At 70.0% G+C, this 12,727-nt stretch carries 10 protein-coding genes; 6 read left to right on the forward strand and 4 right to left on the reverse strand.

The window, feature by feature from the left end:
- Positions 1-80 precede the first annotated feature (80 nt).
- Together HNQ67_RS02230 and HNQ67_RS02235 are read left to right on the forward strand one after the other, a co-directional pair.
- Positions 81-1,142, forward strand: a complete 1,062-nt coding sequence (locus HNQ67_RS02230) for an amino acid ABC transporter substrate-binding protein (protein WP_183251899.1) — start codon at positions 81-83, stop codon at positions 1,140-1,142.
- A 27-nt stretch (positions 1,143-1,169) separates the two neighbouring features.
- Positions 1,170-2,483: a dicarboxylate/amino acid:cation symporter gene (locus HNQ67_RS02235; protein ID WP_183251901.1), complete on the forward strand. Its 1,314-nt coding sequence runs from the start codon at positions 1,170-1,172 to the stop codon at positions 2,481-2,483.
- Between the two features lie 7 nt (positions 2,484-2,490).
- On the opposite strand, the gene sseA is transcribed toward HNQ67_RS02235, so the two are convergent.
- Genes sseA through HNQ67_RS02250 form a run of 3 tightly spaced genes read right to left on the reverse strand, consistent with a single transcriptional unit; the run spans position 2,491 to position 6,057 of the window.
- Positions 2,491-3,327 carry a 3-mercaptopyruvate sulfurtransferase gene (gene sseA / locus HNQ67_RS02240; RefSeq protein ID WP_183252744.1) on the reverse strand — a complete coding sequence of 279 codons (837 nt, stop codon included), beginning with the start codon at positions 3,325-3,327 and terminating at the stop codon, positions 2,491-2,493.
- Between the two features lie 22 nt (positions 3,328-3,349).
- A complete protein-coding gene (locus tag HNQ67_RS02245; protein ID WP_183251903.1) occupies positions 3,350-4,570 on the reverse strand; it encodes a class I SAM-dependent methyltransferase in 1,221 nt (406 codons plus the stop codon).
- A gap of 32 nt (positions 4,571-4,602) precedes the next feature.
- Positions 4,603-6,057: a cryptochrome/photolyase family protein gene (locus tag HNQ67_RS02250; RefSeq protein ID WP_183251905.1), complete on the reverse strand. Its 1,455-nt coding sequence runs from the start codon at positions 6,055-6,057 to the stop codon at positions 4,603-4,605.
- A gap of 110 nt (positions 6,058-6,167) precedes the next feature.
- Here HNQ67_RS02250 and kdsA point away from each other — a divergent pair, with 110 nt between their 5' ends.
- From kdsA to HNQ67_RS02270, 4 genes are read left to right on the forward strand one after another with little or no spacing between them, the layout of a single operon-like run.
- Positions 6,168-7,031 carry a 3-deoxy-8-phosphooctulonate synthase gene (kdsA, locus tag HNQ67_RS02255; protein WP_183251906.1) on the forward strand — a complete coding sequence of 288 codons (864 nt, stop codon included), beginning with the start codon at positions 6,168-6,170 and terminating at the stop codon, positions 7,029-7,031.
- Between the two features lie 18 nt (positions 7,032-7,049).
- The gene (gene rfaE2 / locus HNQ67_RS02260) at positions 7,050-8,504 is read left to right on the forward strand and encodes a D-glycero-beta-D-manno-heptose 1-phosphate adenylyltransferase (protein WP_183251908.1); all 1,455 of its coding nucleotides are present in this window, start codon (positions 7,050-7,052) and stop codon (positions 8,502-8,504) included.
- Positions 8,501-9,502, forward strand: a complete 1,002-nt coding sequence (gene rfaD / locus HNQ67_RS02265) for an ADP-glyceromanno-heptose 6-epimerase (protein ID WP_246347402.1) — start codon at positions 8,501-8,503, stop codon at positions 9,500-9,502. Before rfaE2 ends, rfaD begins: the two co-directional genes overlap by 4 nt.
- Positions 9,499-10,608, forward strand: coding sequence for a DUF3089 domain-containing protein (locus HNQ67_RS02270; protein WP_183251910.1), 1,110 nt, complete (start codon positions 9,499-9,501; stop codon positions 10,606-10,608). The genes rfaD and HNQ67_RS02270 overlap by 4 nt, the downstream gene beginning before the upstream one ends.
- On the opposite strand, the gene recG is transcribed toward HNQ67_RS02270, so the two are convergent.
- Entirely contained in the window at positions 10,605-12,692 is a 2,088-nt protein-coding gene (gene recG, locus HNQ67_RS02275; protein ID WP_183251912.1) for an ATP-dependent DNA helicase RecG, read from the reverse strand. The genes HNQ67_RS02270 and recG overlap by 4 nt on opposite strands.
- Positions 12,693-12,727 lie beyond the last annotated feature (35 nt).

Genomic DNA, 12,727 nt, shown 5'->3' on the forward strand with positions numbered 1-12,727 from the left:
GGACGGGGCGCAAGGTCGGAAAGGCTCGGGCGAGGAGCGGAATGCGGACAGGAGCGGTGCGGCGAGCGGCGGCGACGGGCATGATCCTGGCCCTAGGCCTGACCGCGTGCGGCGACCGCAATCGCCAGCCCGAACCCGATACCGCGACGGTGGTGACCGCCACCGAGGCTCCGGCATTCGCCAGCCCGACCCTGCAGGCGGTCAAGCGGCGCGGCCGGCTGAACTGCGGCGTGCACGAGGGGCTGGTCGGCTTCGCCTACACCGACAACCGCGGCGAATGGCGCGGGTTCGACGCGGACTTCTGCCGGGCCCTGGCGGCGGCCGTGCTGGGCCGGCCCAATGCAGTTCGGTTCGTGCCGCTGACCGCCAGCCAGCGCTTCGACGCCCTGCGCGGCGGGCGGATCGACGTGCTGTGGCGGGCCACGTCGTGGACCATGTCGCGCGAGATTTCCGAGGGTATTCGGTTCGCCGGGGTCAACTATTACGACGGGCAGGGTTTTCTGGTCAGGCGCTCGCTCGATCTGGCCAGCGCGCAGGAGCTGAACGGCGCCCGGGTCTGCGTGCAGCGGGCGACCACGTCCGAGCTCAACGCCGGCGACTTCTTCCGGGCTCGGGGGATCGAGTACCGCCCGGTCGTGACCGCCAACGAAGAGACGGCGCGCACGGCCTATCAGCGCGAGGACTGCGATGCGTTCAGCGCCGACATTTCGGCGCTGGCGGCGGCGCGCACCCTGCTTCCCAACCCGGAGCAGCACGCCATTCTGCCGGACGTGATCTCCAAGGAAGCGCTGGGTCCGGCGGTGAAACGCGGCGACGAGTCGTGGACCTCGGTCGTGCGCTGGACCCTGAACGCCCTGATCCTGGCGGAGGAGCTTGGCGTCACCGCCGCCAACGCCGACCAACTGGCCAAGGATTCGCGTGATCCGCAGATTCGCCGCCTGCTGGGGGTGGAAGGCGACCTCGGGCCGACCATGGGACTGTCGCGAGATTGGGCGAAGAACGCCATCAAAGCTTCTGGCAACTATGGGGAAATCTTCGCTCGCAATCTGGGGCCTGATTCAGCGCTCGACCTGGCGCGCGGGCTTAACGCACAATGGAATGCTCGGCCGGGCGGCCTGATCTACGCGCTGCCCATCCGGTAACGACATCGGCCGAGGCCGGGGGGAAACATGGAAACGACCAAACGGGGCAAGGTCCCGCTCTATCTGTGGATGCTGCTGGGCTTCGCCGCCGGTCTCGGTGGCGGTCTGTACGTCAATCTGACCGGACAGGTGGTCATCCCCGAGGTGATGGAGATCATCCGGTCGGTCGGCCAGATCTTCCTGCGCCTGCTGTTCATGTTGGTCCTGCCGCTGCTGTTCTCGGCCCTCGCCGTGGGCGTGGCCGAGATGGGCGACCTGAAGTCGCTGGGGCGGGTCGGCTACAAGACCCTGCTGTTCACCGTCATGGTGTCGGCGATCGCCGTCGGCATCGGCCTCGGCATGGTGAACGTGTTCCGCCCCGGCGACGGCGTCGATCCCCTGCTGGCCCAGCAGTTGCTGGCCCAGGGCGCGGAAGGCGCCTCGGCCATCGTCGGCAGTGCGCCGCAAAGCATCGAGGCGGGTCAGTTCTTCCTCGACATGATCCCGTCGAACGTCGTGACCGCCGCGTCCGAGAACCAGATCCTGCCGGTGATGGTCTTCGCCCTGATCTTCGGCATCGGCATGGTGATGGCCAAGAGCCGCGCCACCGACCAGCTGCAGGAAACGCTGCAGGGGGTGTTCGAGGTGATGATGAAGCTCATCAACCTCGTCATCAAACTGGCCCCGATCGCCATCGCCGCGCTGATGTTCAACCTGGCCGCGGTGTTCGGCTGGGACCTGCTGGTACGGCTCGGCGCCTACGCCCTCGTCGCCGTCGGCGCGATGGCCATCCACATGTTCATCGTCTACCCGCTGCTGGTGTGGATTTTCGGCGGCATGAATCCGCTGAAGTTCGCCGCGGGCGTGAAAGAGCCGTTCGTCGTCGCCTTCTCGACCGCCTCGTCCAACGCCACCCTGCCGATCGCCATCAAGGCGGCGGAGGAAAACCTGAAGCTGCCGAAACGCATCTCGCGCTTCGTGCTGACCGTGGGCGCGACCGCCAACCAGAACGGGACGGCCCTGTTCGAGGGCGTGACGGTGCTGTTCCTGGCCCAGTTCTTCGGCATCGAGCTGAGCGTCGGTCAGCAGCTGATCGTCATGCTGGTCTGCATTCTCGGCGGCATCGGCACCGCCGGCGTCCCGGCCGGATCGCTGCCGGTCATCGCCCTGATCCTGGTCATGGTCGGCGTGCCGGCGGAGGGCATCGGCCTGATCCTTGGCGTCGACCGCTTCCTCGACATGTGCCGGACCACCCTGAACGTCACCGGCGACCTGGTGGCGGCGACCGTCGTCTCGCGCGGCGAGACCGACGCCGTGGTGCCGGTGGACGAGCCGCTTCCGGCGGTCGCCCCGCCGGACTGACCGGGCCTCAGCCGGTCGCCACCCCGGTGTCCGCCCGCCCGCCCCATTCGGCCCAGCTGCCGTCATAGAGACGGGACGGGCGGCCGAGGACGGCGAGGCCCAGGCTGAGGATGGCGGCGGTGACGCCCGAGCCGCAGGTGGTGATCACCGGCCGTTCGGGGTCCAGGCCGGCGTCGCGGAAGGCGGCCTCGAGGTCTGCGGGGGCCTTCATCGTGCCGTCGGCCTTCAGCAGGGCGGCGAAGGGCAGGTTCAGCGCGCCCGGCATGTGGCCGGTTCGCAGGCCCGCCCGAGGCTCTGGCGCACGCCCCTGAAAGCGGTCGGCGGCGCGGGCGTCCAGAACCTGGACCTCACCGGCCAGGGCGGCGCGAACCGCCTCCAGATCGGCGACGGCGGATCGGTCGACGCGGGCGGCGAAGCGGGCGGGTTCGGCTCCGGATGGCGGACCCGACTCGAGGGGACGCCCCTCGGCCCGCCATTTCGGCAGGCCGCCGTCCAGCACCTGGACCCGGGACGCGCCCATCACGCGGAACATCCACCAGACCCGCGCCGCCGATCGGATGCCGACGGTGTCGTAGACGACGATGTGGTCGGTCTCGCGCAGGCCCAACCGGCCCATGCGGGCGGCGAAAGCGTCCGGCGAGGGCAGCATGTGCGGCAAGTCGCTCGCCGGATCGGAACTGGCTTCCAGATCAAAGAACACCGCCCCCGGCAAACGGGCCGCCTCGAAGTCCGGCAGGCCGTCGCGCCCATCCAGATGCCAGCTGGCGTCGACGAGGCGGAGGTCGGGCGCGCCGAGGCGGTCGGCGAGTTCGGCGGCGGAGATCAGCGGAGCGAGGTCGGCCATGGTCCAGTCCAGCAGGCCCGGCTCAGGCGCGGGACAGGCCAAGCTGAATGACATCAGTCCGCGCGGTGCGGAAGCCGGCCTCGCAATAGGCGAGGTAGAAGCGCCACAGCCGGCGGAAACGCTCGTCGAAGCCGCCGAGCCGGCGGATGTCGGTCCACGCGGCCTGGAACCGTTCGTCCCAGAGCCGCAGGGTCTCGGCGTAGTCCTGACCGAAGCGCTCGACGCCGGTCCGGTGGAGGCCGGCGTCGGCGACGAGGGGGGCGAGGGCCGCTTCCGACGGCAGCATGCCGCCCGGGAAGATGTATTTCTGGATGAAGTCCGTGCGCTTGCGATAGCCGGCGAAGACCGCGTCATCGATGGTGATGATCTGCAGGCCGGCGCGGCCACCGGGCGCCAGCACCTCGCGGATCTTGCCGAAATAGGCGGGCCAGTATTCCTGGCCGACGGCCTCGAACATCTCGATCGAGGCGACCCGGTCGAAGGCCCCCTCGACGTCGCGATAGTCGATCAGCTGGATGTCGGCGCGCTCCGACAGGCCGGCGTTGAACATTCGCTGGCGGGCGAAGTCGTGTTGCTCGCGGGAAATGGTGATGCCGGTCACCCGGGCGCCGATCTCCCTGGCCGCGAATTCGGCGAAACCGCCCCAGCCGCAGCCGATCTCAAGCACGGACAGGCCGGGATGAAGGTCCATGATGCGGGCCAGGCTGGCGTATTTCTCGCGCTGGGCCGCTTCCAGCGCCATGCCGGCGCCGGTGAAGCGCGCCGAGGAATAGGTCATCGAAGGATCGAGCCAGGCCGCGTAGAAGGCGTTGCCGATGTCGTAGTGGGCGTGGATGTTCTTGCGCGAGCCGGACCGGCTGTTCCGGTTCATCCGGTGTGACAGCCAGTGAACCGCCTTCATCATCCGGTTGCCGGCCACCAGACGGCGGATGTAGTCGCTGTTACGGGCCAGGGCCTCGAGCAGGCCGGCGAGGTGAGGCGTCTCCCACTCGCCGGCCATGTAGCCCTCCGCGAAGCCGATATCGCCAGAGGCCAGGACGCGGCCGGCGAATCGATAGTCGCGGATGACGAGGGTGGCGGAAGGCCCGGGCCGGCGGCCTTCCAGATGGTGGGTGTTTCCGCCAGGCAGGCGGACGGTCAGCCGTCCGACGGTCCAGTTGGCGGCCAGCAGGCGCAACAGAAGACCGAACCCGCGCGGCATGCGGGCGGCGGCCTCGTGGCGCTCGGCTGTCACCGACGTCATGCGGTCAAGGTGGGGTCGGACGGGGCGGCTCGTCAATCCCCGGTTTGCGAGCCCCCGGGCAGGGCGCGAAGCGCGCGCAAGGCCCGATCCCGGGCCTCGGCGTGGTCGACGATCGGGGCGGGGTAGTCGCGACCCAACCGAACTCCGGCGGCCTGCAAGACCGCCGGCGGCGCCGTCCACGGGGCGTGCAGCCAGCGATCCGGCACGTCCTTCAGGGCCGGAACCCAGCGGCGGACGTAGCGGCCGTCGGCGTCGAATTTCTGGCCCTGGGTGACCGGATTGAAGATGCGGAACCACGGCGAGGCGTCCGCCCCGGAGCCGGCGACCCACTGCCAGTTCTGCACATTGCTGGCCAGGTCGGCATCGACCAGCGTGTCCCAGAACCACGCCTCGCCCGCGCGCCAGTCGATCAGCAGATCCTTGATCAGGAAGGAGGCCACGATCATGCGCACGCGATTGTGCATCCAGCCCATCGCCCACAGCTGGCGCATGCCGGCGTCGACGACGGGATAGCCGGTCAGGCCGCGCTTCCAGGCCCGGAGCCCCGCTGGATCATCGCGCCAGGGCAGGCGGTCGTATTCCGGGCGGAAGGCCGTGTCGGTCATCTGCGGAAAGTGGTGCAGCAGGTGAGCCGAAAACTCCCGCCAGCCCACCTCAGCGGCGAACTTGTCAGCCTCGGCCGGGGCGATCCGGCCGTCGGAGGCCGCGCGCCGCGCCGCCTCGATCGCCCGCCACGGATGGATCTCGCCCCAGTGCAGATGCGGGGACAGGCGGCTGGTGGCGGGCTCAGCGGGGCGATCGCGCCCCTTCGAATAGGACTTCAGGCCCCCGGAGACGAAGGCGGCGAGAGCGTCTCCGGCTCCGGCCTCTCCGGGCGTCCAGTCGAAGCCGGCGGCCCAGTCAGGGGCGGTCGGGCGCAGGGCCCAGTCCTCCAGGGCCTCGCCAGACAGACCTCGCACGGAGGCGATGGCGGCGGGCGCAGTCATCGGCGGCGGCACCGAGGCGGTCGCCATCAGGGTCCTGAAGAAGGGGGTGAACACCCGGTACGGACCGCCGGACCCGTTGAGAACGGTCCCGGGCCGGCAGAGCAGGGCGCCGTTGCAGCCATGACACTCGACACCGTCCGCCTTCAGCGCCTGGGCGATGTCAGCGTCGTGCACGAAGGCGTCGGGTTCGAACCGGCGGTTCATGTAGACCGCGTCGGCGCCCGTCTCCTCGATGAGGCGGCGCAGCTCCGCCTCCGAATCACCGCGGCGGAGCAGGAGCGACGCGCCCCGCGCGCGCAGGTCTGCGGCGAGAACCCGCAGCGAGCCGTGCAGCCACCATCGCGAGGCCGCGCCAATCGGGCGGACCGCTGGGCCCTCGTCGAAAATAAAGACCGGGACGACCGGGCGTCCGGCGGCGACCGCCTGGGCGAGGGCGGGATTGTCGCCGAGGCGAAGGTCCTTACGGAACCACAGGATCACGGGCCGCGGTCTGGTGGTCATGCGGTCGGGCTCCATGGTAGCTTGCGCACGACGCTGTCTCACGCCACCTGATCGCCGCATAGACGCGGCATTGGCCACGCGTCGCCAAGTCGCAACCCGGGAAACCTGCCGTGTCCAAGCCGAACGCCATCATCGACATCAAGGACGGGCTGGCGCGCCCGGTCAGCATCGGCGGCGGTCAGCGCATCGTCTTCATCGCCGGCCCGTGCCAGCTGGAGAGCCGCCAGCACGCGTTGGAGATGGCCCATGCGCTGAAGGAAATCGGCGAGCGGCTGAACGTCGGGATCATCTACAAGACCAGCTTCGACAAGGCGAACCGGACGTCGGCGACCGCTGCGCGCGGCTTCGGCCTCGAGGGCTCGCTGCCGGTTTTCGCCGAAATCCGCGAGGTTACGGGGCTGCCGGTGCTGACCGACGTGCACACCGAGGAACACTGCCGCATCGCCGCCGAGGCGGTGGATGTGCTGCAGATTCCGGCCTTCCTGAGCCGTCAGACCGACCTGCTGCTGGCCGCGGCGGCCACGGGCAAGGCGATCAACATCAAGAAGGGCCAATTTCTCGCTCCCTGGGACATGAAGAACGTCATCGCCAAGGTGGTCGGGGCCGGCAATCCGAACGTGATGGCCTGCGAGCGGGGGGCCAGCTTCGGTTACAACACCCTGGTGTCGGACATGCGGGCCCTGCCGGTGCTGCGCGACATCGGCTGCCCGGTGGTGTTCGACGCCACCCATTCGGTGCAGCAGCCGGGCGGGCAGGGGACCTCGTCGGGCGGCCAGCGCGAATTTGTGCCGGTGCTGGCCCGGGCCGCGGTCGCCGTCGGCGTCGACGCGGTGTTCATGGAAACCCACCAGGACCCGGACAACGCCCCGTCGGACGGGCCGAACATGGTGCCGCTCGACCAGTTCGAGGCCCTGGCCGCCGACCTGATCGCCTATGACGACCTGACCAAGGCGCGGATGGCGAAAGCCGCCTGAATCCGATAGGCCAAGCGGATGGCTGAACGGACGCTCGATCTCGGACAATTGCAGGCCCTGCTGGAGCGGGTGCGCGGGCTGAAGGTGGCCTGCGTCGGCGATCTGATGCTGGACCGCTACGTCTACGGCGAGGTCAGCCGGATCTCGCCGGAAGCGCCGATTCCGGTGCTGCGCATGGGACGCACCACGGCCATGCCCGGCGGCGTCGGCAATGTGGCCCGCAACGTGGCGGCGCTGGGCGGCGTGGCGCGGCTGGGAGCGATTTCGGGGCAGGACGCCGCCGGGGATGAACTGGCCGGGCTGATCGCGGACGAGATGGGGGTAGAGGACGCGGTCGAACGCCGCGCCGATGTGGCCACCATCGTCAAGACGCGCTTCGTGGCCGCGGGACAGCAACTGCTGAGGCTGGATGAAGAGAGCGCGCCCCTTCTGGCGACGGAAAGCGACGCGTTTACCAATGCTTCCGTCCTACTCCTATCGGACTATGCGAAGGGGGTGGTGAGCGATCTGGTGATCGGCCAGGCTCTGAAGGCGGCGGTCGCGACGGGGGCTCCGATCATCGTCGACCCCAAGGGACGGGACTTCGCCCGCTATGGCGCGGTCGACCTGATCAAGCCCAACGCCAGCGAACTGGCCGGGGCCACGGGCCTGCCGGTCGAGACCGATGCGGAGATCGAGGCGGCGCTGGCAGCCCTGCTGAAGGCGACGACCGCCAAGGCCGTTGTGGTCACCCGGGCCGGCAAGGGCATGAGCCTGATGCGGCGCGGCGGGGCGGTGAGGCATTTCCCGGGCCGGGCGCGCGAAGTGTTCGACGTTTCGGGGGCCGGGGACACCGGCCTGGCGGCGCTGGGGCTGGCGCTGGGGGGCGGCGCGTCGCTTGAGACGGCGGTGGAATTCGCGATCCTCGCCTCGGGCGTGGTGGTCGGCAAGGCGGGCACGGCCGTGGTCACGCCGGCCGAGTTGATAGACGCCGAGATGAGCCAGCACGCCGCCGGGGCCCACGCCAAGGTCGCGCCGGTCGACGAACTGGCCGATGTGGTCGAGGGCTGGAAGCGGCGGGGGCTGAAGGTCGGCTTCACCAACGGCTGTTTCGACATCCTGCACCGCGGGCATGTGGCCTATCTCGCCCAGGCGCGGGGCTGGTGCGACCGGCTGGTGGTGGCGCTGAACACGGACGCCTCGGTGCGGCGGCTGAAGGGCGAGGGACGGCCGATCAACGATCTCGACAGCCGGGCCGTGGTCATCGGCGGCCTGACCAGCGTCGACCGGGTCACCTCGTTCGACGAGCCGACGCCGCTGGCCCTGATCGAACGCCTGCGGCCGGACGTGCTGATCAAGGGTGCGGACTACACCCGCGAGGGCGTCGTCGGCGGCGACCTGGTCGAAAGCTGGGGCGGCGAGGTGAGGCTGGCGACGTTCGAGGACGGCTATTCGACGACGAAGACAATCGCGAAGATGAAGGACGACCAATGAGCCGGCGGATGATCGTGGTGACCGGCGGGGCCGGTTTCATCGGCTCCAACATCGTCGCGCGGCTGTGCGCCGGGGACCGGTGGGACGTGGTGGTGTGCGACCGCCTTGGGGAGGCCGCCCTCGCCAAGTGGAAGAACATCGCCAAACACCCGATCGCCGACTTCTGGCAGCCGGAAGAGCTGTTCGAACAGCTGGAGCGGCATGCGGAGGCGGTCGAGGCCGTGGTGCACATGGGGGCGATCTCATCGACGACGGAGGCCGACGCCGACCTCATCCTGAGGACGAACTTCACCCTGTCGCGAGACATCTGGGACTGGTGCGCGCTGCGGGACGCAAGGATGATCTACGCTTCGTCGGCGGCGACCTATGGCGACGGCGACGAGGGCTTTGGGGATGACGACAGTCTTGAAGCATTGGCTGCGCTAAGGCCTTTAAACGCCTATGGTTATTCGAAAATGCTGTTCGATCAGTATGCGGCGCGCCAGTCGGACCGGGGGCAGTCGCCGAGCCAGTGGGCAGGACTGAAATTCTTCAACGTCTACGGCCCCAACGAGTACCACAAGGGTGGCATGAAGTCGGTCGTGGCGCAGATCTGGCCGAAGGTGGCGGCCGGCGAGCCGGTGACCCTGTTCCGCTCGCACAACCCCGACTACCCCGACGGCGGGCAGATGCGCGACTTCGTCTTCGTCGACGACGTGGTCGATATCGTCGAGTGGCTGCTGGACACGCCGGCGGTGTCGGGCGTGTTCAACGCCGGTTCGGGACAGGCGCGGTCGTTCCTGGACCTGGCCAACGCTGCGTTCGCGGCGGCGGGCAAGGAGGCGCGGGTCGAATACGTCGATACGCCCGAAAGCATCCGCGACAAGTACCAGTATTTCACCGAGGCCCGGATGGAGCGGGTCCGGGCCGCCGGCTTCGGCGGGCAGTCGACGCCGCTGGAGGAGGGGGTCCGGCGCTATGTGCAGGACTTTCTGATGACGGCGGACCCGTATCGATGAAGGGACCGCGGCTGACCACCCGGCAGTGGTTCGGCTGGACCGGCTTCGCGCTCGTCTTCCTGCTCACGGCGGCCGTGGCGGTGTGGCGGGGGGACATCCTCAGGGCCGGGCTGGATCCGCAGGCGCCGTTCCAGACCTATGATCCGCCCGCGGCGCCGGACTATGCGGAGCCGGAGGCCTGGGCGCTCAGGGACGCGCGGGCGCCGGACGCCGGACCTGCGGCGGTGTTCTTCGTCCATTCGACGACTTTCGATGGCGGCCAGGACTGGAACGGGCCGATCGGCGACCCCAAGGCGGACGCCTGGCTGGAGCGGGTGGTGTTGCCGAACTACGCGGGCCCGTTCGCGCGGCTGGGGGCGGTGAGCGCCCCGCGGTACCGCCAAGGCAGCCTCTATACGCGGCTGACGCTTCGCGACGACGCCCGCGAAGCCCGGGCCTTCGCCTGGCGGGACGTGGCCTCCGCCTTCGAGACATGGATCGCGCGTCATCCGGACGGCCCCATCGTGCTGGCGGGGGTGGAGCAGGGCGGCGAACTGGTCGAGCGGCTGCTGCGCGAGCGGGTCGCGACCGATCCAGCGCTGCGCGAGCGGCTGGTCGCCGCCTATCTGATGGATGTGGTGACCCCGGCCGGCGGCCTGTCGCCGCAGATTCCCGCCTGCACGCAACGCAATCAGGCCGGCTGCGTCGTCGGCTTCTCGCCCGTCGGCGAGGGCAACGACGGGGCGGCGCGGCGGCGGCTGAGGCGAGCCCTGGTCTGGGATGCGCGAGGTCGGCTGGTGGAGTTGGGTGACCGCGCACCCTTGTGCGTCAATCCGGTCACCGGATCGACCTCGACCGCGCCGGTGGAAGCCCGTCTGAACCGGGGCGCGACCAACGCCACCGGACTGGAATGGGGCGCCCGGCCGGCCCTTCTGGCGCGCGAGATCGCCACCCAATGCCGCGACGGCCTGCTGCGCCACACCGAACCTGAGATGGAGTCGTTCCGTCAAACGGGCGGCTGGGCCGACCGGAGAAAGTCACGTCCCTACAATCTGTTCTATGGGGATATTGAAGCCGACGCCGAGGCCCGGCTGGCGGTCTGGCAGGCGGTACGCAGCCCGTCCTAATCCGCGCCGGGCCGGTCGTTGCGCCAGTCGAACAGGGCTTCGAGCACTTGAACCGCCTCGCCGCGAGGGGAAGTCAGATCCGGGTCGCGGCCGAGCACGAGGCGGGCGTCGTCGGAAGCGGCCAGCAACAGATCCCGGTGCCGGATCGGATCGGCGAAGCGGTAGGCGGGAAAGCCGCTCTGCTTGAGCCCCAGCGGATCGCCGCCGCCGCGCAGCCGGAAATCCTCCTCGGCGATCTCGAAGCCGTCCTCGGTGCGGCGCAGGGTTTCGAGCCGGATGCGGGCAGTCTCGCCCAAACCGTCGTCGCCGCCGCCGTAAAGCAGCAGGCAGGTGCTGGCCGCGGTTCCCCGGCCGACCCGCCCACGCAGCTGATGAAGCTGGGCAAGGCCGAAACGGTCGGCGTGTTCGATGACCATGATGGAGGCGTTGGGGACGTCGACGCCGACCTCGACCACGGTCGTGGCGACCAGCAGGGGCGTGCGGCCGTCGGCGAAATCGGCCATCACGGCTTCACGCTCGGGCCCGGGCATCTGGCCGTGGGCGAGGCCGACCTCGACCCCCATGATGCGGCGCAGGTCCGCGGCGCGGGCCTCGGCGGCGGCGAGGTCGGAGGCCTCGCTCTCGGCCACCAATGGGCAGATCCAGTAGGCCTGCGCCCCGCTGTCGAGGGCGGCCTTGAGACGTTTGGCGACCTCGCCGATGCGGGCCTGCGGTACGACGGCGGTCGTGACGGGCGTCCGACCCGGCGGCTTTTCGGTCAGGCGCGACACCTCAAGCTCGCCGTACTGGGTGAGTTCGAGGGTCCGCGGGATGGGCGTGGCTGACATGGTCAGCAGGTGGACCCCGCCGGTGCGGGGATCGCCCTTGGCCTGCAGCCGCTGGCGCTCATTGACGCCGAAGCGGTGCTGCTCGTCGATCACCGCCAGGGCGAGGCTGTCGAAGCGGACGGCGTCCTGGAACAGGGCGTGGGTGCCGATGGCGACCCTCGCCGCCCCCGAAGCGAGGGCGCCGAGCCGGGTGCGGCGCTCGGCGGGCGTATCGCGGCCGGTCAGGAGGATGGTGGGGACGCCGGCCGCCTCCAGCATGGGCGACAGACGCTGGAAATGTTGGCGGGCGAGGATTTCCGTCGGAGCCATCAGGGCGGACTGGAAACCCGAGGCGGCGGCGTCGGCCAGGGCCAGCGCGGCCACCGCCGTCTTGCCCGACCCGACGTCGCCCTGCAGCAGCCGGCCCATCTGCTCGCCCGAGGCGAGGTCGCGACGGATCTCGGCGAGGGCCTGGAGCTGGGCGGCGGTGAGTTCGAAGGGCAGGGCGGAGAGCACGCGCGTCGACGCCTCGCCGGGCGTGACGACCGGGGCGGGGGTGATCTGGCGGGCGCGGCGGCGGCGGGCGAGGGCGAGCTGGTGGGCCAGCAGTTCGTCATAGGCCAGCCGCTGTCGGGCGGGGGCGTCGGGCAGCAGGTCCGGCTCGGCGGTCGGAGCGTGCAGGGCGGCGAGGGCGGCGCGCCAGCCAGGCCAGCGCCGCTTGGCCAGCCAGGCGGCATCCTGCCACTCCGGAAGCTCCGGCGCCTGTTCGAGCGCGCCTTGGGCCAGTTTGCGGATGACGCGGGAGGTCAGGCCCTGGGTGGCCGGATAGACCGGCTCGACCGCGGCGATCTCGTCGGCCTGGGCGGGGGTGAAGATGTCCGGATGGACGATCTGCACTTCGTTGTTGAAACGCTCGACCTTGCCGGAGACCAGCCGGCGCTGCCCCTTCGGCAGCAGGCGGTCGATGTGCTGGGCGGAACCGCCGAACCAGATCAGGTGGACGAAGCCGGTGTCGTCGGTGGCGCGGACCTTGATCGGGACGCCGGGCTTGCCGGGCACGAGCAGGCGGTCGATGACGATGTCGAAGACGCCGACCAGGCCCTCCACAGCGTTGGCGGCGGTCATGGGTCGGCGGACGATCAGGCCGGACGGCGACAGGAACAGCAGGTCGCGGACCAGCGGCCCTGCCAGCTTCTGGACCAGCGGCAGGATTTTGGGCCCCACCCCCTTCAGGGTGGAGACCTCCGCGAACAGGGGAAAGAGACTCGGCGGCCGCATCTCCGACAGCATAGCTGGCGAAAGCGCGTCTGGAA

This window comes from Brevundimonas basaltis, from assembly GCF_014202075.1.
Lineage (GTDB): Bacteria > Pseudomonadota > Alphaproteobacteria > Caulobacterales > Caulobacteraceae > Brevundimonas > Brevundimonas basaltis.

Excerpts from the sequence above, each read along its gene's own strand:
- HNQ67_RS02250 (WP_183251905.1), bottom strand. The coding sequence starts at position 6,057 with ATGACCACCAGACCGCGGCCCGTGATCCTGTGGTTCCGTAAGGACCTT.
- HNQ67_RS02235 (WP_183251901.1), top strand. The coding sequence starts at position 1,170 with ATGGAAACGACCAAACGGGGCAAGGTCCCGCTCTATCTGTGGATGCTG.
- sseA (WP_183252744.1), bottom strand. The coding sequence starts at position 3,327 with ATGGCCGACCTCGCTCCGCTGATCTCCGCCGCCGAACTCGCCGACCGC.
- HNQ67_RS02270 (WP_183251910.1), top strand. The coding sequence starts at position 9,499 with ATGAAGGGACCGCGGCTGACCACCCGGCAGTGGTTCGGCTGGACCGGC.
- rfaE2 (WP_183251908.1), top strand. The coding sequence starts at position 7,050 with ATGGCTGAACGGACGCTCGATCTCGGACAATTGCAGGCCCTGCTGGAG.
- HNQ67_RS02245 (WP_183251903.1), bottom strand. The coding sequence starts at position 4,570 with ATGACGTCGGTGACAGCCGAGCGCCACGAGGCCGCCGCCCGCATGCCG.
- HNQ67_RS02230 (WP_183251899.1), top strand. The coding sequence starts at position 81 with ATGATCCTGGCCCTAGGCCTGACCGCGTGCGGCGACCGCAATCGCCAG.
- recG (WP_183251912.1), bottom strand. The coding sequence starts at position 12,692 with ATGCGGCCGCCGAGTCTCTTTCCCCTGTTCGCGGAGGTCTCCACCCTG.
- rfaD (WP_246347402.1), top strand. The coding sequence starts at position 8,501 with ATGAGCCGGCGGATGATCGTGGTGACCGGCGGGGCCGGTTTCATCGGC.